This window comes from Micromonospora sp. NPDC049801 (assembly GCF_040656575.1).
Lineage (GTDB): Bacteria > Actinomycetota > Actinomycetes > Mycobacteriales > Micromonosporaceae > Micromonospora.
The window spans coordinates 175,493-198,136 of the sequence record NZ_JBFAMS010000002.1 but is presented as its reverse complement, the minus strand read 5'-3'; the positions used below and the strand labels follow the sequence as shown (position 1 = coordinate 198,136).

Annotated in this window: 18 protein-coding genes; 9 read left to right on the top strand and 9 right to left on the bottom strand. The window is 72.4% G+C overall.

What is annotated here, in order from left to right; genetic code table 11:
* Positions 1–142 precede the first annotated feature (142 nt).
* From AB0I89_RS04400 to AB0I89_RS04385, 4 genes are read left to right on the top strand one after another with little or no spacing between them, the layout of a single operon-like run.
* On the top strand, positions 143–1,108 hold the full coding sequence (locus AB0I89_RS04400; RefSeq protein ID WP_357119971.1) for an NAD-dependent epimerase/dehydratase family protein: 966 nt from the start codon (positions 143–145) through the stop codon (positions 1,106–1,108).
* A complete protein-coding gene (locus AB0I89_RS04395; protein WP_357119968.1) occupies positions 1,105–2,523 on the top strand; it encodes an oligosaccharide flippase family protein in 1,419 nt (472 codons plus the stop codon). Before AB0I89_RS04400 ends, AB0I89_RS04395 begins: the two co-directional genes overlap by 4 nt.
* Complete coding sequence (locus tag AB0I89_RS04390) at positions 2,520–3,698, top strand: glycosyltransferase (protein ID WP_357119965.1); 1,179 nt, start codon at positions 2,520–2,522, stop codon at positions 3,696–3,698. The genes AB0I89_RS04395 and AB0I89_RS04390 overlap by 4 nt, the downstream gene beginning before the upstream one ends.
* Positions 3,695–4,948: a glycosyltransferase gene (locus AB0I89_RS04385; RefSeq protein ID WP_357119962.1), complete on the top strand. Its 1,254-nt coding sequence runs from the start codon at positions 3,695–3,697 to the stop codon at positions 4,946–4,948. Before AB0I89_RS04390 ends, AB0I89_RS04385 begins: the two co-directional genes overlap by 4 nt.
* A 70-nt stretch (positions 4,949–5,018) precedes the next feature.
* Here AB0I89_RS04385 and AB0I89_RS04380 read toward each other — a convergent pair whose 3' ends face one another.
* The 3 genes from AB0I89_RS04380 to AB0I89_RS04370 are packed head-to-tail and all read right to left on the bottom strand — an operon-like array spanning position 5,019 to position 8,576.
* Positions 5,019–6,485, bottom strand: coding sequence for an O-antigen ligase family protein (locus tag AB0I89_RS04380; RefSeq protein WP_357119959.1), 1,467 nt, complete (start codon positions 6,483–6,485; stop codon positions 5,019–5,021).
* Positions 6,486–6,543: 58 nt separating this feature from the next.
* On the bottom strand, positions 6,544–7,536 hold the full coding sequence (locus tag AB0I89_RS04375; protein WP_357119956.1) for an SDR family oxidoreductase: 993 nt from the start codon (positions 7,534–7,536) through the stop codon (positions 6,544–6,546).
* Entirely contained in the window at positions 7,533–8,576 is a 1,044-nt protein-coding gene (locus AB0I89_RS04370; RefSeq protein ID WP_357119952.1) for a polysaccharide biosynthesis protein, read from the bottom strand. Before AB0I89_RS04370 ends, AB0I89_RS04375 begins: the two co-directional genes overlap by 4 nt.
* 256 nt (positions 8,577–8,832) lie before the next feature.
* Here AB0I89_RS04370 and AB0I89_RS04365 point away from each other — a divergent pair, with 256 nt between their 5' ends.
* The 4 genes from AB0I89_RS04365 (at position 8,833) to AB0I89_RS04350 (ending at position 12,909) form a co-directional block, all read left to right on the top strand.
* Positions 8,833–9,573: a sugar transferase gene (locus AB0I89_RS04365; RefSeq protein ID WP_357119949.1), complete on the top strand. Its 741-nt coding sequence runs from the start codon at positions 8,833–8,835 to the stop codon at positions 9,571–9,573.
* Positions 9,570–10,496: an NAD(P)-dependent oxidoreductase gene (locus AB0I89_RS04360; RefSeq protein WP_357119946.1), complete on the top strand. Its 927-nt coding sequence runs from the start codon at positions 9,570–9,572 to the stop codon at positions 10,494–10,496. Before AB0I89_RS04365 ends, AB0I89_RS04360 begins: the two co-directional genes overlap by 4 nt.
* A 5-nt stretch (positions 10,497–10,501) precedes the next feature.
* Positions 10,502–11,743 (top strand): glycosyltransferase family 4 protein, encoded by a 1,242-nt coding sequence (locus tag AB0I89_RS04355; protein ID WP_357119943.1) that lies wholly within the window; start codon positions 10,502–10,504, stop codon positions 11,741–11,743.
* A gap of 218 nt (positions 11,744–11,961) precedes the next feature.
* Positions 11,962–12,909 (top strand): DUF389 domain-containing protein, encoded by a 948-nt coding sequence (locus tag AB0I89_RS04350; RefSeq protein ID WP_357119940.1) that lies wholly within the window; start codon positions 11,962–11,964, stop codon positions 12,907–12,909.
* Here the strand turns inward: AB0I89_RS04350 and AB0I89_RS04345 are convergent.
* Both AB0I89_RS04345 and AB0I89_RS04340 read right to left on the bottom strand, forming a co-directional pair.
* Positions 12,839–13,306, bottom strand: coding sequence for a hypothetical protein (locus tag AB0I89_RS04345; RefSeq protein ID WP_357119937.1), 468 nt, complete (start codon positions 13,304–13,306; stop codon positions 12,839–12,841). The two genes, AB0I89_RS04350 and AB0I89_RS04345, sit on opposite strands and share 71 nt — an antisense overlap.
* Before the next feature lie 398 nt (positions 13,307–13,704).
* Positions 13,705–16,194 carry a Tex family protein gene (locus tag AB0I89_RS04340; RefSeq protein ID WP_357119935.1) on the bottom strand — a complete coding sequence of 830 codons (2,490 nt, stop codon included), beginning with the start codon at positions 16,192–16,194 and terminating at the stop codon, positions 13,705–13,707.
* Positions 16,195–16,376: 182 nt separating this feature from the next.
* Between AB0I89_RS04340 and dgt the strand changes: the two genes are divergently transcribed.
* Complete coding sequence (gene dgt, locus AB0I89_RS04335) at positions 16,377–17,888, top strand: dGTP triphosphohydrolase (RefSeq protein WP_357119931.1); 1,512 nt, start codon at positions 16,377–16,379, stop codon at positions 17,886–17,888.
* A 60-nt stretch (positions 17,889–17,948) separates the two neighbouring features.
* On the opposite strand, the gene AB0I89_RS04330 is transcribed toward dgt, so the two are convergent.
* The 4 genes from AB0I89_RS04330 to AB0I89_RS04315 form a co-directional block, all read right to left on the bottom strand.
* Complete coding sequence (locus AB0I89_RS04330; RefSeq protein ID WP_357119928.1) at positions 17,949–19,094, bottom strand: MBL fold metallo-hydrolase; 1,146 nt, start codon at positions 19,092–19,094, stop codon at positions 17,949–17,951.
* Between the two features lie 112 nt (positions 19,095–19,206).
* Positions 19,207–20,208: a serine hydrolase gene (locus AB0I89_RS04325; protein ID WP_357119926.1), complete on the bottom strand. Its 1,002-nt coding sequence runs from the start codon at positions 20,206–20,208 to the stop codon at positions 19,207–19,209.
* 108 nt (positions 20,209–20,316) lie between these two features.
* On the bottom strand, positions 20,317–21,279 hold the full coding sequence (locus AB0I89_RS04320) for an SDR family NAD(P)-dependent oxidoreductase (protein ID WP_357119923.1): 963 nt from the start codon (positions 21,277–21,279) through the stop codon (positions 20,317–20,319).
* Positions 21,276–22,460: a zinc-dependent alcohol dehydrogenase gene (locus AB0I89_RS04315; RefSeq protein WP_357119920.1), complete on the bottom strand. Its 1,185-nt coding sequence runs from the start codon at positions 22,458–22,460 to the stop codon at positions 21,276–21,278. The genes AB0I89_RS04320 and AB0I89_RS04315 overlap by 4 nt, the downstream gene beginning before the upstream one ends.
* Positions 22,461–22,644: the final 184 nt, after the last annotated feature.

Here is a 22,644-nt window from a genome sequence, read left to right as displayed (position 1 = left end):
TGACGATGAACTTCACTGTGCGCCGCCGCGGCGAGGCTGGCCGTTCTCGGTCAGCACCCGGACAGGGTGAATTTCCCGCTGTCGCCGTCACGTGTCCCGTGTTCACTCGATGAACAGGTGATCGGCGTAAACGGGGGTTTTCATGCGCATTCTGATCACCGGCGGAGCCGGTTTCATCGGGTCCAATCTGGCTCGCGCCGCGATGGTCGAGCCCACCATCGGCGGGGTGACCGTCCTCGACGACCTCTCGGTCGGACTGCGGACCAACCTCGACGGTCTGCACGTCGAGCTGATCGAGGGCTCGATCCTGGACCCGGCCGCCCTGGACGCCGCGATGACGGGCCGCGACGCGGTGGTCCACCTGGCCGCGTTGCCCAGCGTTCCCCGGTCGCTGAGTGACCCGCTGGCCTCCCACCACGCGAACGCCACCGGCACCCTCATGGTGTTGGAGGCGGCGCGACGACACCGGGTCGCGCACGTCATCGTCGCCTCCTCCTCGTCGGTGTACGGCATGAACCCGGCCCTGCCCAAGACCGAGCTGACCTGGACCCGCCCGATGAGCCCGTACGCGGCCAGCAAGCTCGCCACCGAGGCGTACGCCCTGGCCCACCAGGCGTCGTTCGGGCTGCCGACAGTGGCTTTCCGCTTCTTCAACGTGTTCGGCCCGGGGCAGCGACACGACCACGCGTACGCGGCTGTCATCCCCCGCTTCGTGCACGCCGCGCTGCGCGACGAACCCGCGGTGGTGCACGGCGACGGGACGCAGTCGCGTGACTTCACCTACGTCGGTACGGTCTGCGACGTCATCCTGGACGCGGTCCGCCGCCGGGTACACCACCCGCACCCGGTGAACCTCGCCTTTGGCGCGCGGGCCAGCCTGTTGCAGGTCCTCGACGAGCTTGAGTGGTTGTGCGGCCGGCCGATCGTCCGCGAGTACGCGCCGCCACGCACCGGCGATGTCGCGCACTCCCTCGCCGACAACGCCGCGCTGCGTCAGCTCTTTCCGAACGTCGCACCTGTCGCCCGTGCCCAGGGCCTGCGGGCGACGGTCGAGTGGATGGCCGGTCGGTTGGACGCCGAGCGTGCCGTAGCCGCCGCGCCTCGGTGACCCGGGCAGCGAGTCGGGCCGTACCGGAGCCGCTGGCCCGGGTGCCGGCGGCCGCGCCACCGACCGGCAGCACGCTCGCGCCCGGCGAGCGGCCCTCGGCGGCGTCGAAGGATCGGGATCGCTCCGTCACGGTGGGCATCGCCGCCGCGATGGTGGCGAAGGGCATCGGCCTGGGCGCCCCGCTGGTCATCACCCCGGCCTGCTTCCGATTCCTCGGCGACCAACGGTACGGCCTCTGGATAGCGGTCACCGCCCTCACCGGGATGGCCTGGTTCGCCGATCTGGGACTGGGCAACGGGCTGCTCACCCGGCTCAGTCACCTGGCCGACGACCCCCGGCAACAGGCCCGGGAGGTCTCCAGCGCGTTCGCCACCCTCGGTGTGGTCGCGCTGGCGCTGCTCGCGGGCCTCGTGCTTGTCGTACCCGTGGTGTCCTGGGCCGCGCTGTTCAACGTCACCGACCCGGGCGTCGCCGCGGAGGCGCCCGCTCTGGTCCTGCTCTGCTTCGGCGCCTTCGCGGTCAACATTCCGCTCTCGCTGGTCCAGCGGGTCCAGTACGCCCGTGGCCAGGTGGTGCAGAGCAACATCTGGCAGTCGGCGGGCGCGCTGTTGGGCATGGCGGCCGTGCTCGGCGCCATCGCCGCCGGGTGGCGACCACTGGCGGTCATCGCCTGCGCGGTGCTGGCCGTGCCGGTGACCAACCTGCTCAACTGCGTGACGTACTTCTGGTCGCAGGATCGCGGACGGCGGCCGGGCCCGAAGCACGTGCACCGGGCCACCGCGGTCGGCCTGCTCCGGTTGGGTCTGCGGTTCTTCGCGCTCACCACGATGTCGGCGATCGCGCTGAACGTGGACAGCCCGCTCGTCGCGAACGTCCTCGGGGCCACCACGGCGGCGCACTACGCGGTGGTGGGGAAGCTGTTCGGCGTCCTCTCGATCTTCGTCGGCCTGGTCGGTATGACGGTCTGGCCGGTCAACGGCGCGGCTCTGGCGCGGGGCGAGGTGGCCTGGGTGCGTCGCAACACGCGCCGCATGGTGCTGCTCTACGGGGGAATCGTGGGGGCGGTCGGGGTCGTGCTGGTCGGCTACGGCCACCGGCTGATCGACCTGTGGGTGGGCGGCATCGACCGCACCGAGATCCCCGTCGCGGTCCTGGTCGGGCTGGCGAGCTGGTCCCTCCTGATCGCGGTCACCTCACCGCTGATCCTGGTACAGAACAGCATCGGGTTGCTCCGGCCGCAGTTCGTCGGCTGGGCCGCGTTCCTGCTGTTGGCGACCGCGCTCAAGGTCTGGGCGCTGCGGCGGTTCGGGCTCGCCGGCCTGCCGGTGGCGGCCTGTGTCGCCTACGTGCTCACCATGTGGCCGGCCGTGTTCGTGGGGTACCGGCGGGCGGTCACCAGGGGAGCGTCGACGTGACCGGGGAGTGCCGGGTGCTGCGGGTCGTCGGCGAGCTGAACTTCGGCGGCACCGAGATGCGTACCGCCGAACTGCTGCCCCGGCTCTGGGCCGCCGGCGTCCAGGTGCACCTCGCGACGCTCAGCGACCACATCGGGCCCGGCCCGCTGGCCGGGGTGGTCCGCCGGCACGGCGGCACGGTCACCCCGATCCCGCTCGACCTCCGCTTCACCGCCCGCTTCCTCGGACTGCTGCGGCGGGTACGCCCCGATGTGGTGCACGTCGACTGCGCCAACTTCTCCGGGGTGCTGCTCGCGCTCGCCGCCCTCCGGGGTGTGCCCGTCCGCGTCGCCCACTTCCGCGGCGACGACAACCAGCATCGCGATCTACGCCGCCGTGTCTACCGCTGGGCCTTCAGACGGCTGCTGCGGGTCTTCGCCACCGACATCCTCGGCGTCTCGCCCAGCTCGCTCGCCGTCGCCTACGACCCGCGCTGGCACGACGATCCCCGCTGCCGGGTGGTGCTCAACGGACTTGACCTGGACCGGCTGCGTCGCCCCAGTCGGGACGACCTACGCGAGTTGATCGGCGCGCGCCCGGCCGATCTGGTCTGCGTCAGCGTCGGCCGGGCCTCGCCGGAGAAGCGGCGCTGGCTCCTGCCGCCGATCCTCGCCGAGTTGCGGGCCCGGGGAGTGCGGGCCCACGCGGTCCTCGTCGGGCCGGGCGACGACGTCGACGACGAGCGCGTCCGGGCGGCGGCGGTCGCCGCCGGTCTGGCCGAGCGGGTGCACCTGTTGGGCCCGCGCGACGACGTGGGCGGCCTGTTGAGCCAGGCCGACGTGGTCGTCCACCCGTCCTGCCTGGAGGGCCTGCCCGGGGGCGTGCTGGAGCCGGTCGCCCTCGGCATCGGCACGGTGGCCGCCGACCTGCCGGGGGTGCGCTTCATCAACGAGCATCTGCCCGGCGTGACCATCGTCGACACCGAGGCGGCGCCGGGGCAGTGGGCGCACGCGGTGTGCGTGGCGGCGACGTACACCGAGCAGACCTCGGCCTCGACGGCGGCGGAACGGTTCGCGCGCAGCGTCTTCGCCATCGACACGGCGGTCACCACCCACCTGGCGATCTACCGCCGGTGGGTGTCGCGCCGCCCGGCGCGGCCCCAGCCGCCCGCCTTCTCGACACGGGGAGAGAGATGAACGATCAGACAACGGTGCTCGGCCGGCAGCCGCGACCGGCGGCGGGGTCGACCGCCCGCACCGCCCGGCCGCGTCCACTGCTGGTGGGCGCGTACGCGTTCCCGTACGGGGACGCCACCTCGAACCGGCTGCTGCAACTCGCCCGTTGCGCCGCGCCCGAGGGTGCGCGCACGCTCGTCGTCAACGACTGGCCCTGCGAGGTGGCCTTCCCGGCCGGGCAGCTCGGCGCGGCCGGGATCGACCTGGTCACTCTGCGGATCCGAGGTCGACACCACCTCACCCGCGCGTCGGCCCGGCTCGCCCGGCCGCTGCGGGTCCTGCGGGCCGTCCGCCGGGCGCGGGTGGGTCGCGGGGACGTGAGCGTCGTGCTGTTGCCGATGGCCCTGCTGACCCTCGGCAACTGGGCGACCCTGCGCCTCGTGCTGCGCTGCCCGGTGGTGGTGGACGCCAGCGAGCGCCACGACCGACGGCAGTTCCGCCGCGGGTGGCTCACCCCGTACTTCGTCCGGCACCGCTGGTCGACGTTCCTGGCGACCCGGCTCGTGGATCGGGCCACGGCGGTCTCCACCACGCTGGCCGACTACCTGACGGGCCACGGCCTGGACGTGCTGGTGGTGCCGCCGCAGGTGGACTGCGACGAGTTCCGGGCGCCGCAACCACCCCCGATCAGCGCGGGCCTGCGCCTGCTCTACGCCGGCACGCCCGGGCGTAAGGACATGCTCGACGTGATCCTGCGGGGGCTCAGCCGGCTCACTCCGGAGCAGCAGCGGCGGGTCAGCCTTACGATCGCCGGGGTGAGCGCGCGGGACGCCGCCGCCCACTCCGACCTGGACCTGACGGTGCTGGACGCCGTCTCGGCCGACGTGCGGTTCCTCGGCCGCGTTCCGCGCGAGACCGTGCTGACCCTCCTGTCGGAGTCGCACTTCTCGATGCTGGTCCGCCCCACCGGCGGGTACGCGGCCAACGGGTTTCCGTCCAAGGTGCCGGAGAGCCTCGCCGCCGGGTGCCCGGTGCTGCTCAACCACACGAGTGACCTGGCCGCCTACGTCCACGACGGGATCGAGGGTCTGGTGCTCGACGGCAACGGCCCGGACGACGTCCGGGTGGCCATCGAGCGGGCGTTGCGGCTGCGCGACGAGGAGTGGACGGCGATGAGCGGAGCTGCCCGTTCGCGGGCCCGGGAGTCGTTCGACCACCGTTCCTGGCGGGACCGGGTCAGCGCCTTCGTGACGGCGGGCCGGGGCGACTGAGGCGACGCCCGCCCGCCGAAGGCACGCGCCAGGGCATCCCGGGGCGGCCGTCGGCGCTGCCGGTGGGCACTCAGCGCAGCAGGACGGTGGGTCGGCGCGGCGTGGCGTCGTCGAACATGCCGGCCCGCTGCCGGCGCGCCTCCGCGTGGGGCAGGTTGGCGTGCGTGGCCTCCCGGCCGGCGGATGCCCGATCCTTCGGCAGGTGCAGCAGCGCGGCGGCGACCACGGTCCAGAACACGTACGGATAGGTCTGGCCCGTGCCGAACATGGCCGACTCGGTGACCTGGATCAGCAGGCCGGTGACGACGAGCCAGACCAGCCCCGCGTCGGCCCGCCGCACCGGGGCCCGCACCGCGACCCGCCCGGCGGCCACCAGCAACACCACCAGCGGTGGCACCGCGACGAGCCCCAACTCCAGCAGCAGCTGGAGGTAGCTGTTGTGCACCACGCTGACGCCGGCGGTCCCGAAGAACTCGTCGGCGCTGGCCAGCTCGAACAGGTGATTCCGCGACGCGTACCCGAAGCCCAGCGTGGGCCGGTTCTGCCACCACAGGTCGATGGTCGTCTGCCACATCTGGGTCCGCCCGTTGGACAGGTCGCCGCCGGTGGGGTCGGTGAAGCGCATGACGAACTGGCGCATCCAGGGTGCGGCGAAGATGGTGGGCAGCAGGTTGAGCAGGTATGCCACCAGCAGCAGGGCGGTCGCCCCGGCGGCCAGCCGGACCACCCGGCCGAGACCGTGGCGCACCACGAGCCAGAGCGCGCCGACGAGCACGGCGATCAGCGCGGTACGCGACTGGGACAACAGGAGGCTGACGGCGGCCGGCGCCAGGCCGAGGAGCGTGACGGGCCGCCGGGACTGCCGGTGGACGGCCCAGCCCAGCGGGATCGTCAGGGCGCAGACGATGCCGAGCATGTTCGGGTTGTTGTAGAGGCCCTGGAACCGGGCGACGCTGGAGGTCGCCGCGACGAGCGTGCCGTCGACGAACCCGATGCCGAGGCTGACCACGATGGACGCGGTGAGGACCAGGTAGACCACGCGCAGGTCGGCCATCATGACCGTACGATCGGGCCATCGACGCCGGACGAGTACGTGCACCAGGGCGGCCAGGAGCAGCAGCGCGACGCCCCGCTGGAGGGTCTCCATCGGAACCACCGACCAGGCGAAGCTCACTGTGGCGAGGCCGGCCATCGCCCAGAGCGCGCCGACGAACACGCTGGTCCAGGCATCGCTGCGGGCCGGCGTCCGGACCGGGAGGCAGAGGCCCCAGAGGACCAGGCCGCTGACCGCCGCGTACCGGGGGTAGAAGCTGGCCTCGACGAGCGCCGGCACGTTGGACGAGGCGCACACCAGTAGCCCCATGGTCAGGGTCAGCATCCACCGCCAGCCGTCGACCCGCCGGCTGAAGGCGAGCAGCAGCACCAGCGCGACCAATCCGGTCGCGACAAGCGGGGCGGTGATGGCGGCGACGGTGGTGACCACCACCAGACACGTCGCGACGACGAGCAGGCCCAGTTGGCCCATCCGGTTTCCCACGTGATGTCCTTTGAAGTCCGGCCGCCGGCGTTGCCCGCGGTCGTTGGGTGGACCGCCCTCAGCGAGGCAGGTCCTGTAGGCCCGGTTGGGCCGTTTCGGCAGCCCAGCGGGCCCTGGCGGCGTGCATCGCCCGGATCATGTCCGGCCAGTGCGGCGGTCGGTATCCGGTGGCCTTGGCGAGGGCGTCCGCGTTCATCGACCGGTCGCAGGTGAACTCGTCGTCCGGGACGATGTCACCGGGCCACCCGTACACCTCGGCGACCAGGCGGAGCAGGTCGTACTTGGAGATCGGTTCGGCGGCGACGTGGTAGAGCCCGGCCAGCTCTGTCCGGGGCAGGATCACCGTCCGGAGCAGTCGGGCGAACTCGACGGTCGTCACGCCGCTGTAGATGGCCCTCGTGAAACCGCGTACCTGGCCTCGCTGGGAGAGGAACCAGTCCACGAGGGAGCGGTTCGTGTCCAGCTCGTGCCCGATGATCGAGGTGCGGAGGGTGAGCGCGGAGACCCCGCGCGCCTCACCCAGCAGCTTCGACCGCCCGTACAGGTCCGGCGGGTCCGGCAGGTCGTCCTCGACGTAGCCACCCCGCCGGCCGGAGAAGACACAGTCGGTGCTGACGTGGATCAGGCGACTGCCGAGGGGCCCGCAGGCCTCGGCGAGCAGATGGGGAAAGAGCGCGTTGAGGGTGACCGTCTGCACCGCGTCCTGTACGTCCGGCCGTTGCTTGATCACACCCACGCAGTTCACGACGACGTCCGGCCGCAGGTCGTCGACGATCTGCCGGACCTCGTCGAAGCGGGTCGCGTCGACGGCCGGGGTGATCCGGTCGAGCAGACGCGGGGGGTACCACCCCGCGCGGTCCTCGATGCTCCGGGCGACGCCGTGGACGTCGAGGTCCGCGTCGTCGCTCAGCTCCCGCAGGACAGCGTGGCCGAGCATGCCGGTGACGCCGACGACGAGGACCCGTCGCGTCGGGCGCGGCTCGTCCGCGCCGGGGCCGCTGCGTCGGCGGGGGACGAACTCCGGTCGCCGGCCACCGGTGCCGGTGCTCATGCCGTTACGACCGCCGCCGCCGCGGCCTCGACCTGCGCCCGTACCTCGGGCAGCGTCAGCAGCAGCGCCTCAATCTCCGGTACGGACAACCGCCGGGCGTTGTGCGAGTGGAAGTCGGCCATGTTGCCGCTCTCGACGTCGCCCTCCTCGAAGTAGAGGGAGTAGTTGAGGTCACGACTGTCCACCGGCACCCGAAGGAACTCGCCGAGATCCTCGACGTGGGCGAGTTCCTCGCGGCTGGCCAGCGTCTCGTACAGCTTCTCCCCGTGCCGGATGCCGAGCACGTTGAACTTCGCCGGGACGCGGAACAGGTTGCACAGCGCGGTGGCCAGGTCGCCGATGGTGCAGGCGTCGGCCTTGCGGATGAAGACGTCGCCTGGCTGGCCGTACCGGAAGGCGTGCTCCACCAGGTCGACCGACTGCGGCAGGGACATCAGGAACCGGGTCATCGACGGCTCGGTGACCGTCGGTAGGCCACCGCGCAGGATCTGGTCGATGAACAGCGGGATCACCGATCCGCGCGAGTACATGACGTTGCCGTAGCGCACGCAGCAGACCCGGGTACGCGCTTCCGGATTGTTGCGGGAGTGCGCCTGCGCGACCTTCTCCATCAGCGCTTTGGTCATGCCCATCGCGTTTACCGGATAGACGGCCTTGTCGGTGCTCAACAGCACCAGCGCCTCGACGCCGACGCGTTCGCAGGCGTCCACCACGTTCGCGCTGCCGAGCACATTGGTGCGGACGGCCTCCAGTGGGAAGAACTCGCACGAGGGGACCTGCTTCAGGGCTGCGGCGTGAAAGACGAACTCCATTCCCCGCGCGGCCTTGAGCACACTGTCGTAGTCGCGGACGTCGCCGACGTAGTAGCGGACCCGGTCGTCGCCGAGGCGGTGCCGCATCGCGTCCTGCTTCGACTCGTCCCGGCTGAGTACGCGCACCTCGGCGGCCCCGGCGTCGAGCAGTCGGGAGACCATCGTCTGGCCGAAGGATCCCGTGCCACCGGTGATCAGGAATCGCCGGTCCGAAAGCGAGGAAACCACATCTTCTCCTGCCTGTTTCCCGAAGGTCATCCTCGGGATTCGGATTCTCGTCGAACGCGACCCTACGCTGGCCTTGGAGGTGTCGTGACCGCTTCCGCCAAAAGCAATTCGAGTCGCGTTCACCTCTAATGGAGCGGACAAATACGCGAGCAGGGCTCGGCGCGCCGAAGTGGTCGCCGCGCTCCATTGTCGACGCGCCGGAGCGCCCTATCGTGAAAGTCGGAAGTGGTGCTCGAAATGGTGGTATGCGTTGTCCATGGCAAAAGTTGCTCTCCATGCGGCACATACGCGCGCCGGCACCTCCGGCCCGACGACCGGTCGGGAGACACCTCGGGACGGCACCACGACGCGCCGACCGTACGATCGCTGGAAGCGGCTTCTCGACGTCATCGGCGCTCTCCTCCTCCTGTCGCTCGGCGCCCCCGTACTGGCCGTGGTGGCCCTGGTGGTGCTGGTGGCGCACGGGCGGCCGGTGCTGTTCCGGCACACCCGCCCGGGGTTGCACGGCGAACTGTTCGAGGTGGTCAAGTTCCGGACCATGCGCCACCCCGATCCGGATCGAGGGCTGGTGAGCGACGCGGATCGGCTGACCCGGGTGGGCCGCTGGCTGCGGGCCAGCAGCCTCGACGAGCTGCCGGAGTTCTGGAACGTGCTGCGGGGCGAGATGAGCGTGGTCGGTCCCCGCCCGCACCTCGTGCGCTACCTCAGCCTCTACAACCCGGAACAGGCCCGACGACACGACGTGCGACCGGGCATCACCGGGCTGGCCCAGGTGCGTGGCCGCAACGCGCTGGACTGGGACGCGAAGTTCACCTACGACGTCGAGTACGTCGACCGCCGCTCCTTCCTGCTGGATCTGCGGATCGTCCTGGCCACGATCTGGGTGGTGCTCAGTCGCCAGGGCATCTCCGCGCCGGGCGCGGCCACCTGGCACGAGTTCACCGGTAACCCACCCGCGCAGGCGACCGTCGACCACGACTCCGCCCACCGGCGATGAACCGGGTCCTGCTCCTGGGGGCCGGTGGATTCCTCGGCCGGCACATCCGGACGGCGCTGGCCGCCCACGCCACCGTCCGGTCGATCACCCGCGCCGAGTGTGACCTGGTCCGGGTCGAGCTGCGCGACCTGACCGCGCTCATCGCCCGGGAGCGACCGGACACGGTGGTGACGGCGGCCGGACGGATCGTCGGCTCCGGCCACGACTTCGTGCAGGCGCACGTGGTGGCGACCGCGAAGCTGATCGAAGCGGTGGCCGCCGCCGCCCCCGGGGCCCGCCTGATCCGGATCGGCTCGGCCGCCGAGTACGGCACCGTGCCGCACGGCCTCGCCGTCACTGAGGAGTACCAGGGCACGCCCGTCAGCGAGTACGGGCTCAGCCACCTGGCCGCCACGCGGTTGGCGGAGCTGGCCGGCGGGGCGGGTCGACTCGACACGATGGTGCTGCGCATCTTCAACCCGGTCGGGCCCGGGATGCCGGCGGGCAACGTGCTCACTCGGGTGACCGCGATGGTGAGGTCGGCGGTCGCCACCGGATCGGAGGACATCGCCGTGGGCCTGCACGACACGTACCGGGACTTCGTCGACGTCCGGGACGTCGCCTCGGCGGTCCTCGCCGCGGCGAGCTGCCGCCCGGGGCCCGCCCGGGTCTTCAACGTGGGCAGCGGTAGGGCGGTGGCGACGCGCGACGTCGTCCGGTTGCTGGCGGAGGTGTCGGGCTTCACCGGTGACATCCGGGACGGCAGCTTCGCGCCGGACGCCGATCGCTCAGCCGCCGTGCCGTGGATGTGCGCCGACATCGAGCGCGCGAACCGGGTGCTCGGGTGGACGCCCGCACACGACCTCGGTGATTCGCTGGCAACACTGTGGCAGGCCGACGGCGAGCAGCCCGCCCGTCCGGTCGCCGGCTCGGCAGCGCGGTGAAGCCCATGCGGATCGGCATGCTCAGCCAGTGGTTCGACCCGGAGCCGGGCGCGGCGGCGCTCCCCGGGATGCTCGCTCGGGCTCTCGTCCGCCGAGGACACGAGGTCCAGGTCCTCACCGGGTTCCCCAATTACCCGACCGGCGAGTTGGCGCCCGGCTACCGGGTGACCCGTCGGCTCGACGAGGTCGACGGGACGACCCGGATCCGCCGGGTGGCCCTCTATCCCAGCCATGACCGCTCCGCGCTGCGCCGGCTGGCGAACTACGGCTCCTTCGCCGCCTCGGCGCTGGTGTCCGGCACGTCGGCGCTGCGCGGCGTGGACGCCCTCTGGGTCGGCAACTCGCCGATCAGCGTCGCCCTGCCGATGTGGTTCACCCGGTACGTCCAGCGGGTGCCGGTGCTGCTGCACGTGCTGGACCTGTGGCCCGACAGCGCGGTGGCCAGCGGCTTCATCGGCACCGACCGGGTGTCCCGGATGATCGAGCGGGGGATGAGCGGCTGGTGCGGTGGGATGTACCGCAGCGCCGGCCGGGTCGCCTACGTCTCGCCCAGCGCCGCCGACCTGCTCGCCAGCCGAGGCGTACCTCGGAAGAAGCTCGTCCACATTCCGGTGTGGGCCGACGAGACGCCGAGGACGGGCGTCGCGGACCTGCGCGCCGAGTTCGGGCTCCGCGAGGACCAGGTGGTGCTGGTGTACGCGGGCACGCTCGGTGAGGCGCAGGGGCTCGACTCGCTCATCGACGCCTGCGCCCGGATCAACGATCCGCGACTGGTCTGCCTGATCGCCGGCTCCGGCACCACCGAGGAGCGGCTGCGCCGTCGGGCCGAAGAGCTGAACGCGACACACGTGCGGTTCCTGGGGCGGCTGCCCCGGGAGCGGATGCCCGCGTTGATGGCCACCGGTGACGCGCACTACGTGAGCCTGCGACCCGGCGGCATGTCGGCGTACACGATGCCCAGCAAGGTGCAGGCCACCCTCGCTGCCGGGCGGGCCCTGCTGGTCGCCGCGCAGGGGGACGCCGCAGCCGTCGCGCACGACAGCGGCGCGGGTATCACCGCCCGACCCGGTGACCCCGACTCGATCGCCGACGCGCTACGGGAACTCTGCGACCTGGGCCGGGAGAAGCTCGAGCTGCTCGGTCAGGCCGGCCGGGCGCACTACGACCGGGTCTTCTCCGTCGCCGCCGGCGCCGAGCGGGTCGAGCAGGCGCTGGGCGAGGCGGTGGAGAGCCACCGACGGCGCTGACCCGCTGCAGCACGTTTCAAAGTGGGCGGCTCGTCCAGACTGGTGGCGCGCGCGGCCACCGTCCGAGCGGGGTGAGTCGATCGCGGTCTCCGACCAGGCCGAGGCTCCCGTTGTGGCCTCGGCCTTGTGCAGCTCCCGGCCTCGACGGGGCGAGCTGTAGAGTCGCGACGGCCGGTCGGGCGAGGGAAGCACCGACCGGACCGGCGAGGGGATGGCGCGTGCTGCACCTGAGGGTGATCACCCCGGAGAGCAGGACGACGGATGTCGTCGACCTGCTCTCCGCAGAGGCAGGAGTGACTCACCTCGCCGTGCTGCCGGGTGCCGCCCGGCAACCGCGTGGTGATCTCATCCTCTGCGACGTGGTGCGGGAGAGCGCGGACCGTGTGCTGCGGGAGTTGCGGCGACTCGGCGTGGACACCAGCGGCGGCATCGCGGCCGAGGACATCGAGCTGACCATCTCCGCGGCGGCCGACCGGGCGGCGGACCGGGCGCCGGGCAGTGGCGCGGACGCGGTGGTCTGGGACGAGATTGCCGCGAAGACCGGTGAGCAGACGGAACTGTCCGGCACGTACCTCGTACTGATCGTGGTGGCCACCATGATCGCCGGCATCGGGGTGCTGCTGGACCAGCCGATTCTCATCGTCGGGGCGATGGTCGTCGGTCCGGAGTTCGGCCCCCTCGCCGCGCTGTGCGTGGCGTTGCTGCGCCGCCGGCTCGGGGTGATCGGCCGCTCGGTGCAGGCTCTCGTGGTCGGCTTCGTGGCGGCCATGGTGGCGACCGTGCTGAGCACCTGGGCGCTGACCGCCGCCGGCCTGGTCAGTCGGGAGATGCTGCTCGCCGAACGCCCACTCACCGACTTCATCTGGCGGCCGGACGCGCTGTCCTGGGTGGTCGGTCTCCTCGCCGGCGTGGCCGGGATGCTCTCGTTGACGTCGAAGAAGTCCGGCAGCCTGGTCGGGGTGCTGATCTCGGTGACGACGGTCCCGGCCGCGGCGAACGTGGCGGTGGCTGCCGCCTACGGAGTATGGGACGAAGCGGGCGGCTCGGCACTCCAACTGGTCATCAACCTGAGTGCGATCGTCCTGGCCGGCCTGCTCACCCTCGTGGTGCAGCAGGCCTGGTGGTGGGGTCTGGCTCGCCGGTCCCGTCGTCCAGCAACCGGGTGAGCAGCGTCCGCAACGGGATCGACTCGCCGTCTCGTCCACCGGACCCGACCACCAACGGCGCCGGGCTGGGTTCCGGGTCGGCGCCGAACAGCCGGGCCCGCAGACCTCCGGGCACGGTCAGCAGGTGGAACCGGCCGGCCACATCCACCGCCCGGGTCTCGGCCCGGTCGACGTACCAGCCGGTCAGCCTGGTCCGGTAGCGCCCGCGCCCGTCGTAACCCCGGGCGACCAGCCGGGTGGTGCGCAGCCCCCGCCGGGTCGCCTCGGCCACGAACCAGGCCACCAGCTTCGCCGCCTCGGCCTGCTCGGCGGCCCGCCGCCGCGCGTCCGCGTCGGCATGCGCGCGCACCGCCTGCCGCTGCTGCTCCCGCCACGTCCGGCCGTCCGGCTCATTCACGACGCCGACGGTACGCACGGGGCTCAGTCGAGCGGCCCGCAGGGTGCCCCGGGCGATCGCGGCCATCACCACGTTGGTCTAGACGTAGTACGGCAGCGCGTTGATCGCCTGCTGTAGCCCCGCCCCGCGCCGCCCAGCCCCGCCCCGCGCTCGCCCCGCCCAGCCCCGCCCTGCGCCGCCCCGCGCCGCCCCGCCTGCGTCGATCTTGCAGTTTCGGTCGTCGGAATAGGCGGAATGCCGGCTATGTCGGCACAGTATGTGCAAGATCGACGCAGAAGGCCAGCTCGGGTTTGTCGATCATGGAGTTGTGGTGCCTGGCTTGGCGTTATGCGGGCGGTTTGTCACCCACCACAACTCCATGATCGACGGGGCCGCGCGGGGTCGAGGTGGTGAGCGGGTTAGGCCAGGCCGGCGCGGCGTAGGGCTTCGGCCATCGCGTCGTTGGCCGGCGCCGGTGCGCCCTGCCGCTGCTGCCCGCCGCGACCACCCTGCCCGCCACCACGACTGCCCTGGCCTTCGCGACCACCCTGCCCGCCGCCGCGACTGTCCTGCCCGCCACGACTGCCCTGGCCGCCGCGACTGTCCTGGCCGCCGCGACCCTGCTGTCCGGCACCGCGACCGCCCTGGCCGTCGCGACCGCCCTGCGGTCCGCGCTGCGCCGGGCCGCCACGCCCCTCCTGGCTCGTCCGACCACCGGCGGCCGGCTCATCCTCCAGGCGCAGGGTCAGCGAGATGCGCTTTCGGGGTACGTCCACGTCGAGCACCCTGACCTTGACCACGTCGCCGGACTTCACCACCTCACGGGGGTCCTTCACGAACGTCCGGGACATCGCCGAGACGTGCACCAGGCCGTCCTGGTGCACCCCGACGTCCACGAACGCGCCGAAGGCGGCCACGTTGGTGACCACGCCCTCCAGCACCATGCCCGGCGTCAGGTCGCCGATCTTCTCCACGCCCTCGACGAAGGTGGCGGTGCGGAACTCCGGCCGGGGGTCACGGCCCGGCTTCTCCAGCTCGGCGAGGATGTCGGTGACGGTGGGCAGGCCGAACCGGTCGTCGACGAAGTCGGTGGCCCGCAGCCCGCGCAGGATCGCGCTTCGGCCGATCACCGCGCGCAGGTCCTGCCCGGTGCTGGCGAGGATCCGCCGCACCACCGGGTACGCCTCGGGGTGCACGCTCGACGAGTCCAGCGGGTCGTCCCCGCCGGGGATCCGCAGGAAGCCGGCGCACTGCTCGAACGCCTTCGGCCCGAGCCGGGCGACCTTCTTCAGCTCGGTCCGCGACCGGAACGGCCCGTTGGCGTCCCGGTGCAGCACGATGTTCTCGGCCAGCCCGGCCCCGATCCCGGAGACCCGGGTCAGCAGGGGCGCGGACGCGGTGTTGACGTCCACCCCGACCGCGTTCACGCAGTCCTCCACGACGGCGTCCAGCGACCGGGAGAGCTTCACCTCGGACAGGTCGTGCTGATACTGGCCGACCCCGATCGAGCGAGGGTCGATCTTGACCAGCTCGGCGAGCGGGTCCTGGAGACGACGGGCGATGGAGACCGCGCCGCGCAGCGACACGTCCATTCCGGGCAGCTCCTGCGCGGCGTACGCGGAGGCGGAGTAGACCGACGCGCCGGCCTCGGAAACCATGACCTTGGTCAGGTTGAGCTGCGGGTGGCGCTTGATCAGGTCAGCGGCCAGCTTGTCGGTCTCGCGCGAGGCGGTGCCGTTGCCGATCGCGATCAGCTCCACGTCGTGCGCGCCGGCCAGCCGGGCCAGGGTCTCGATCGACGCGTCCCACTGTCGGCGTGGCTCGTGCGGATAGATCGTGTCGGTGGCGAGGACCTTGCCGGTGGCGTCGACCACGGCCACCTTCACGCCGGTTCGCAGGCCCGGGTCCAGGCCCATCGTCGGCCGGGTGCCGGCCGGCGCGGCGAGCAGCAGGTCGCGCAGGTTGGTGGCGAAGACCCGTACGGCCTCCTCCTCGGCGGCCTGCCACAGCCGCATCCGCAGGTCGGCCCCGAGGTGGATGAGGATGCGCGTACGCCAGGCCCAGCGGACCGTGTCGGTCAACCACCGGTCCGCGGGGCGCCCGGCGTCGGACACTCCGAACCGGCCGGCGATCATCGCCTCGTACCGGGTCGGACCGGTCGGTACGGCGTCGGCCTCGCCGGCCTCCTCCGACTCCATGGTCAGGTCGAGCACGCCCTCCTTCTCGCCCCGGAACATGGCCAGGATGCGGTGCGACGGCAGCTTCGGGTACGGCTCGGAGAAGTCGAAGTAGTCGGCGAACTTCGCGCCGGCCGTCTCCTGACCGTCGCGTACCCGGGAGGCCAGGCGGCCCCGCGACCACATCTGCTCGCGCAGCGTGCCGATCAGGTCGGCGTCCTCGGCGAATGTCTCGATGAGGATCGCCCGAGCGCCCTCCAGCGCGGCGGCGGCGTCGGCGACGCCCTTCTCGGCGTCGACGAATCCGGCGGCGGTGGCCTTCGGATCCTGGGACGGGTCGGCCAGCAGCGTCTCCGCCAGCGGCGCGAGGCCGGCCTCGCGGGCGATCTGCGCCCGGGTCCGGCGCTTCGGCTTGTACGGCAGGTAGATGTCCTCCAGCCGCGACTTCGAGTCGGCGGCCATGATCTGTGCTTCCAGCGCCTCGTCCAGCTTGCCCTGGCCGCGGATCGACTCCAGCACGGCGGCCCGCCGCTCGTCCAGCTCCCGCAGGTAGCGCAGCCGCTCCTCCAGGGTGCGTAGCTGGGTGTCGTCGAGCAGGCCGGTGGCCTCCTTGCGGTAGCGGGCGATGAACGGCACGGTGGCGCCGCCGTCGAGCAGCTCCACGGCCGCCCGCACCTGACGCTCGGCCACGCCGAGCTCGTCGGCGATCCGCTGATGAACAGACTGGGTCACGATCTCGATCCGCCTTCGACTCGATCCGCCCTCAAAGAGCGGGTACCGCCTGCATTCTGCCGGTCGGCCCCGACCACTGTCGCCGCGCCCGGCCGGTCGCGCCCCCGCGCCGTCCTGCCTCCGCGCCCGGGCCGGGTCGATCCCTCGACCGCCCCGGCCGGGCCTGCGCTAGCGTGGCGATCATGGAATCACCTGCGGAGCCGCGCGCCCGACGGCTCTTCGGCGGCAGCGCCCGGGCCCTCGGCGACCTCACGGCCAACCCGTTCCGTGCCGACCGGGACCGGATCGTCGGGTCGCCGTTCTTCGCCCGGCTCGGCGGGGTCACCCAGGTGATCAGCCCGGTCGGCTCCGGGCTGCTGGTGCACAACCGGCTCACCCACAGCCTCAAGGTCGCCCAGGTGGCCCGGGCCATCGCCGAGCGGTTGACGGCCGACGGCAGGTGGCGTGACCTGCTGGACAAGCTCGGCGGCTGTGACCCCGACGTGGTGGAGGCCGCCGCGCTCGCGCACGACCTCGGCCACCCGCCGTTCGGCCACCTGGGGGAGCGGGTGCTCGACCGGCTGGCCCGCCAGCGTCTCGGCCTCGCCGACGGCTTCGAGGGCAACGCGCAGTCGTACCGGATCGTCACGAGCACCGAGATCCGGGGCGCCGCCACCACCGGGTTGGACCTGACCGCCGCCGTCCGCGCGGCGATGCTGAAGTACCCGTGGACCCGGCTGGACTACCCCGACCCGCACCCGCGCCTGCTGGACCCGCCGCCGCGGGGCGCCACCCCGCCGCCGGACGACCCGGAGAGCGGCTCGTTGAAGTTCGGGGCGTACCGCACCGAGCTGGACGACCTGCGGCAGGCCCGGGAGCCGTTCGTCGGCCGCATTCCGGACTGGCAGCAGACCGTCGAGGCGTCCGTCATGGACACCGCCGACGACATCGCGTACGCCATCCACGACGTGGAGGACTTCTACCGGGTCGGGGTGCTCCAGCAGGGCGCGGTGTCCGCCGAGCTGATGGCCTGGCAGCGCGAGAGCGGGCACTTCCGGGCGATCACCGACGCGGCGCTGGCCACCTCCGCCCGACGACCCGGCGCGGCCATCGAGCGGCTGCGCCGGCAACTGCACCGCAAGGACGCCTGGGTCGCGGACGACGACGCGTTCGCCGCCGCCGTCGAGCATGTCCGCGAGGAGTTGGTGGACGGGCTGCTCGCGATGCCGTTCGACGGTTCGATCGAGGCGGAGCAGTACGTGGCGCGGTTCTCCGCCCGCTGGTCCACCCGCTTCGTCGAGGCCGTCACCGTGACCGACCAGCCGTCGGTGCGCTCCGGGCACGTGCTGCTCGGCTGCGCGCAGTGGCACGAGGTGCAGGTGCTCAAGTTCGTCCACCACCGGTTCGTGCTGGCCCGCCCCGACCTGGCCCTGCACCAGCGTGGTCAGGCCCGACTGCTGGGCACCCTGGTGGAGGCGCTGTGGGAGTGGCTGCTCGACCCGGAGGAGGAGTCCCGCCTACCTCGCCGGCTGCACGACCTGGTCGAGTTGGCCGAGGCCGAGCTGCACCCGCGTACGCCGCACCGGATCGGCCGCGCCCGGGGACGCGCGATCGTGGACTTCGTCGCGCAGCTCACCGACGGCCAGGCGGTCGCCATGCTGGACGCGCTCTCCGGTCGCTCCGGCGCGCTCTGGACCGACGCCTTCGTGCTCTGAGATGTAAGGAAGGGCACCTTGTTATACGCCAGGCGTTAACAAGGTGCCCTTCCTTACATCTCAGGCGACGGACTGCCACCAGCCGTCGACCGCCGGTGGGTCGTCGACGACCACCCGCTCGCCGGGGCGGGGTACGGCGAGCCGCACGTCCCGGGCCTTCGCCTCGGCCCACAGTCGGTTCACCGGCTCCGACCAGTCGTGCAGGGCCAGGTTGAACGTCGCCCAGTGCACCGGGATGAACAGCCCGCCGCGCAGGTCGAGGTGGGCGTCGACCGCCTCCTCGGGGAACATGTGGATGGTCGGCCAGGCCCGGTCGTACGCGCCGATCTGCATCAGCGTGACGTCGAAGGGCCCGTGCTCGGCGCCGATCGCCGCGTACCCGGCGAAGTAGCCGGAGTCACCGGTGTAGAAGACCTTGCGTCGTGCCCCGGCCACCACCCAGGAGCTCCAGAGCGTGCCGTCGCGGCGCAGCCCGCGACCGGAGAAGTGCTGGGCGGCGGTGGCGGTGATCTTCAACCCGTCGACCCGGTGCGACTCGGACCAGTCCAGCTCGATGATCCGCTCGGCGGGCACCCCCCAGCGATCCAGGTGGGCGCCCACCCCGAGCGGCACCACGAACGGCGCCGACTGCCCGGCGACCAGCGCCCGCACGGTGGGCATGTCCAGGTGGTCGTAGTGGTCGTGGGAGATCAGGATGGCGTCGAGCGGAGGCAGCTCGTCGATGCCCACCGGCGGCTCGTGCAGCCGACGCGGGCCGACCGCGCCGGACGGCGAGCAGCGGTCACTCCACACCGGGTCGAGCAGGACCCGCCGCCCCTCGATCTCGATCAGCGCCGAGGCATGGCCGTACCAGACGATGTTCAGCTCGTCGGCGGTGTCGGCGGCCGGCGACGCGCCGGGCCGCAGCAGCGGCACGGGCGCGGTGGGGCGGCGCTTCTGCTTGCCGAAGATCAGTTCCCGGACCAGGTTCCGACCCGGTTCGGCGGCGACCATCGTGCGGACGTCGGCCTGGTTGTGGAACGTGCCGTCGCGGAACTGCGGCGAGCGGGCCGCCCGCTCGGCCCGGGCCCCGGCGAGTCGCCCGCCCAGTGCCGCCGGGACGTCCCGTGCCATCCAGGCCAGGCCGGCCAGCGCGGCCAGTCCCGCCGTCGCCCGCATCCGTCGCCCGAGCGACCTCTGCCCGTCCGTGCGTTCCGTTGGCGTCATCGCCGTCCCTCCGCCGTGTCCCGCACTACACGGTAGTTCCCCCGTGCGGCTTCCGCCCCGGCGGTCGCCCGCACCGGGCCGGTCGTCCCCGACGACCGGCCCGGCAGCGGAGTCAGCCGCCGTTGCTGGGCCGCTGGAAGGTCGTCCGGTACGCGGTGCCCGCGCCCCCGAGGCGGTCCACCGCGGCGAGGACCTTCGGACCCATGGCGGCGCGCGCCCGCACCGCCGGATGGGTCGCACCGAAGTTGTCCGGGTCGGCCTGCCCGTCGGCGAACAGCGCGTAGGTGAGCACCGCAGCGCCGGACCGGTCGAAGATCACGCCGGCCTCGTGCCGGGCGTCGGTGAACCAGCCGGCCTTCGTGGCGATGCGGGCCCGATCGTCGGAGGACATGGTGCGACGGATCCCGTCGGTGAAGGCCACCGGGGAGCGCAGCAGCCCGAGCAGGTGCGCCGTCGAGGCCGGCGAGAGCAGCGTGCCGGCGACCAGGGCCCGCAGCAGGTCGTGCGTCTCCCGGGGAGTGCTGGTGCCGAGGAAGAACCGGTTCGGGTTGGCGACCGGCTCGACCTGGGTGTTCGGGAAGCCCTTGGCGACCAGGATCGAGTTGATCTCGGCGGCCGGGGCGACCAGACCGCACAGTCGTACGGCGGTGTCGTCCGAGACGGTCAGCAGGTTCGCCAGCACGTGTCCCAGCGTCACGCTGCTCGGGTACGCGCCGTCCCGGCTGAAGATGCCGTCCCCACCCGGCACCACGATCGTCTCGGTCACCTCGACCCGCTGGTCCAGCGTCAGCAGCCCGCGGTCGACCTTGTCCAACACCGCCGTGGCCACCGCGATCTTGTTGACGCTGTACGCCTCGATCGTCCGGTCCTCGTCCGCCGCCACCGCGACGACCGGCGTGCCCGCCGGGTCGGCCACGCTGACGTATGCCTGCCAGTTGCCGCCGGCCTCGGCGCTGTGGCGCCCGAAGGCCGTGGCGACCCGCCGGGCCGCCTGCGCGGGGGTGGTGGGTGTCGCCTCGGCGGCGCTGGCCGGAGTGGTCGCGGCGAGCACCGTACCGGCGGTGGCCACCGTACCCAGTCCGAGGGCGGTCCTGCGGTTCAGTCGGATGGTCAATCGTCTCTCCCGTCGTGGGGCGCCGGAGCGCCTGCCGGCCCCCCACGCTAGGCGAGTTGATCTATTCATGATGCCCCCGGAGAGAGTCCCGAACAGTCCCGAACAGTCTTACCCGGGCCGTCGGCGCAGCGCGGCGCCGATCGCGCCGGCCGCCGTCCCACGGAGCTGTGCCGCCGGCCCGGACACGGCCCGGGCGAGCTGCCGCAGGTCGGGCAGGTGACCGCCACGGACCGCCTCGCCGGCCGGGTTCGGGGCGAAGACCGAGCCGTCGTGCGCCGCGACCGGCCGCCCACTGAGGCCCGCGAGCCGCATCAACGGGCCGACGAGGACGTCGTAGACGCCGGGCAGCAGCGTGAAGCCGGCTCGCAGCAGCACGTTGAGCCGCCCCACCGACACCTCCCGGCGCGGACTGTCCACACAGTCGACGATGGCCCGGGCCACCCGCTGCGGCCCGGCGACCGGCGGTGGAGGGCGACCGACGCGACCCAGGTAGTTGGCCGCCTGCTGGTAGACGGGTGTGTCCACACTGCCCGGGTTGACCAGGCACAGCCGGATTCCCGGGCTGTCCCGCAGCTCCTGCTGGAGCGTCCGGGCCAGCCCCTGCAAACCCCACTTGCTGGTCACGTACGCGCTCATGTAGGGGGCGGTGATGTGCCCGAGCACCGACCCGGTGAGGATCAACGTCCCGGCGCCGGTGGCCCGGAAGTGCCGCAGCGCCACCCGGGCCGCGCCGGCGGCGGCCAGCAGGTCCGTCCGCACCACGTGGTCGAACACCCGCTCCGGCAGCTCGTCGAAGCGCCCGTAGGCCATCACCGCCGCGGTGTGCACCCAGACGTCGATGCGGCCGAACCGTTCGATCGCCGCCTGCGCCAGCGCGTCCAGCGCGCCCGCCTCGGTGACGTCGGTCGCCACGGTCAGCACCTCGACGTCCGCGCACTCCTCGCGTACCTCGGCGAGGGTCTGCGGCGCACGGGCCGCGAGGACCAGGCGGTCGCCGCGCTCGGCGAACGCCCGCGCCGTCGCCCGACCGATCCCGCTGGTCGCGCCCGCGACCACCACGACCCGACTCATGGAGCGAGCACGACCTTGATGCAGCCGTCCTCCTTCTGCTGGAACATCTCGTACGCGCGCGGCGCGTCGCTCAGCGGCAGCCGGTGGGTACGCAGATCCTCCACGCCCAGCGGGTCGTCGTCGCCGGAGAGCAGCGGCATGATCTCGTCGACCCAGCGGCGAACGTGACACTGCCCCATCCGCAGTTGGACGCCCCGGTCGAACATCTCCATCATCGGCATCGGGTCGGCCTCGCCGCCGTAGACGCCGGATATCGAGACGGTGCCGCCGCGCCGGACCGCCTTGAGCGCGGCGTGCAGGACGGCGAGCCGGTCGATGGCGACCCGGTCCGTCATCGTCTGGGCGAGCTTGTCCGGCAGCAGGCCGACGGCCGCGTGGGCGAGCTTGCCGACCGGCGAGCCGTGCGCCTCCATGCCGACCGCGTCGATGACCGCGTCCGGGCCGCGCCCGTCGACCAGGTCGATCAGCGCGCCCGGTACGTCGGACAGCTCGCGTACGTCGAGCACCTCGATGCCGTGCCGGCGGGCCAGCTCCAGCCGCTCGGGCACCAGGTCCAGCCCGATGACCCGCCCCGCGCCGAGGTGGCGGCCGATCCGGGCGCAGAACTGGCCGACCGGGCCCAGCCCGAAGACGGCGAGCGTGCCGCCGGGCGGGGTGTCCGCGTACTTCACCGCCTGCCAGGCGGTGGGCAGGATGTCGGAGAGGTAGAGGTAGCGCTCGTCCGCGCCGGTCTGCGGGATCTTGATCGGCCCGAAGTGGGCCTGGGGAACGCGCAGGTACTCGGCCTGGCCGCCGGGCACCGACCCGTAGAGGGACGTGTAGCCGAACAGCGCCGCGCCCTTGCCCTCGCTGGTCACCTGGGTCGTCTCGCACTGGGCGTAGAGCTGGCGTCGGCACATCCAGCAGTCGCCGCAGGAGATGTTGAACGGCACCACCACCCGGTCGCCGGGCTTCAGGCCGGTCACCTCCGGGCCGACCTCCTCGACGATGCCCATCGGCTCGTGTCCCAGGATGTCCCCGGGCTTCAGGTACGGCCCCAGCACCTCGTACAGGTGCAGATCCGAGCCGCAGATCGCCGTCGATGTGATCTTGACGATCGCGTCGGTCGGCTCCTCGATCCGGGGGTCGGGTACCTCCTCGACCCGTACGTCCCGCTTGCCCTGCCAGGTCAACGCCTTCATGTCCGGTTGCCCTCCCTCGGTCCTGTCTGACTGCTACCCCGGGAGAGGGGGTTGAACCGGCTTGCCGAGGGGTGTGCCTGCTTGCCGGCTCGCCGAGCCCGTCGTGGTGCCGTGATCGACTCGGGTTCCAGGAAGTCGCGGTGTGGTGGGCGCCCGGACCAGCCGACTTCCGGTATGCCGAGTT

Excerpts from the sequence above, each read along its gene's own strand:
- AB0I89_RS04400 (WP_357119971.1), top strand. The coding sequence starts at position 143 with ATGCGCATTCTGATCACCGGCGGAGCCGGTTTCATCGGGTCCAATCTG.
- AB0I89_RS04385 (WP_357119962.1), top strand. The coding sequence starts at position 3,695 with ATGAACGATCAGACAACGGTGCTCGGCCGGCAGCCGCGACCGGCGGCG.
- AB0I89_RS04365 (WP_357119949.1), top strand. The coding sequence starts at position 8,833 with ATGGCAAAAGTTGCTCTCCATGCGGCACATACGCGCGCCGGCACCTCC.
- AB0I89_RS04330 (WP_357119928.1), bottom strand. The coding sequence starts at position 19,094 with ATGACGCCAACGGAACGCACGGACGGGCAGAGGTCGCTCGGGCGACGG.
- AB0I89_RS04375 (WP_357119956.1), bottom strand. The coding sequence starts at position 7,536 with ATGAGCACCGGCACCGGTGGCCGGCGACCGGAGTTCGTCCCCCGCCGA.
- AB0I89_RS04320 (WP_357119923.1), bottom strand. The coding sequence starts at position 21,279 with ATGAGTCGGGTCGTGGTGGTCGCGGGCGCGACCAGCGGGATCGGTCGG.
- AB0I89_RS04315 (WP_357119920.1), bottom strand. The coding sequence starts at position 22,460 with ATGAAGGCGTTGACCTGGCAGGGCAAGCGGGACGTACGGGTCGAGGAG.
- dgt (WP_357119931.1), top strand. The coding sequence starts at position 16,377 with ATGGAATCACCTGCGGAGCCGCGCGCCCGACGGCTCTTCGGCGGCAGC.
- AB0I89_RS04360 (WP_357119946.1), top strand. The coding sequence starts at position 9,570 with ATGAACCGGGTCCTGCTCCTGGGGGCCGGTGGATTCCTCGGCCGGCAC.
- AB0I89_RS04355 (WP_357119943.1), top strand. The coding sequence starts at position 10,502 with ATGCGGATCGGCATGCTCAGCCAGTGGTTCGACCCGGAGCCGGGCGCG.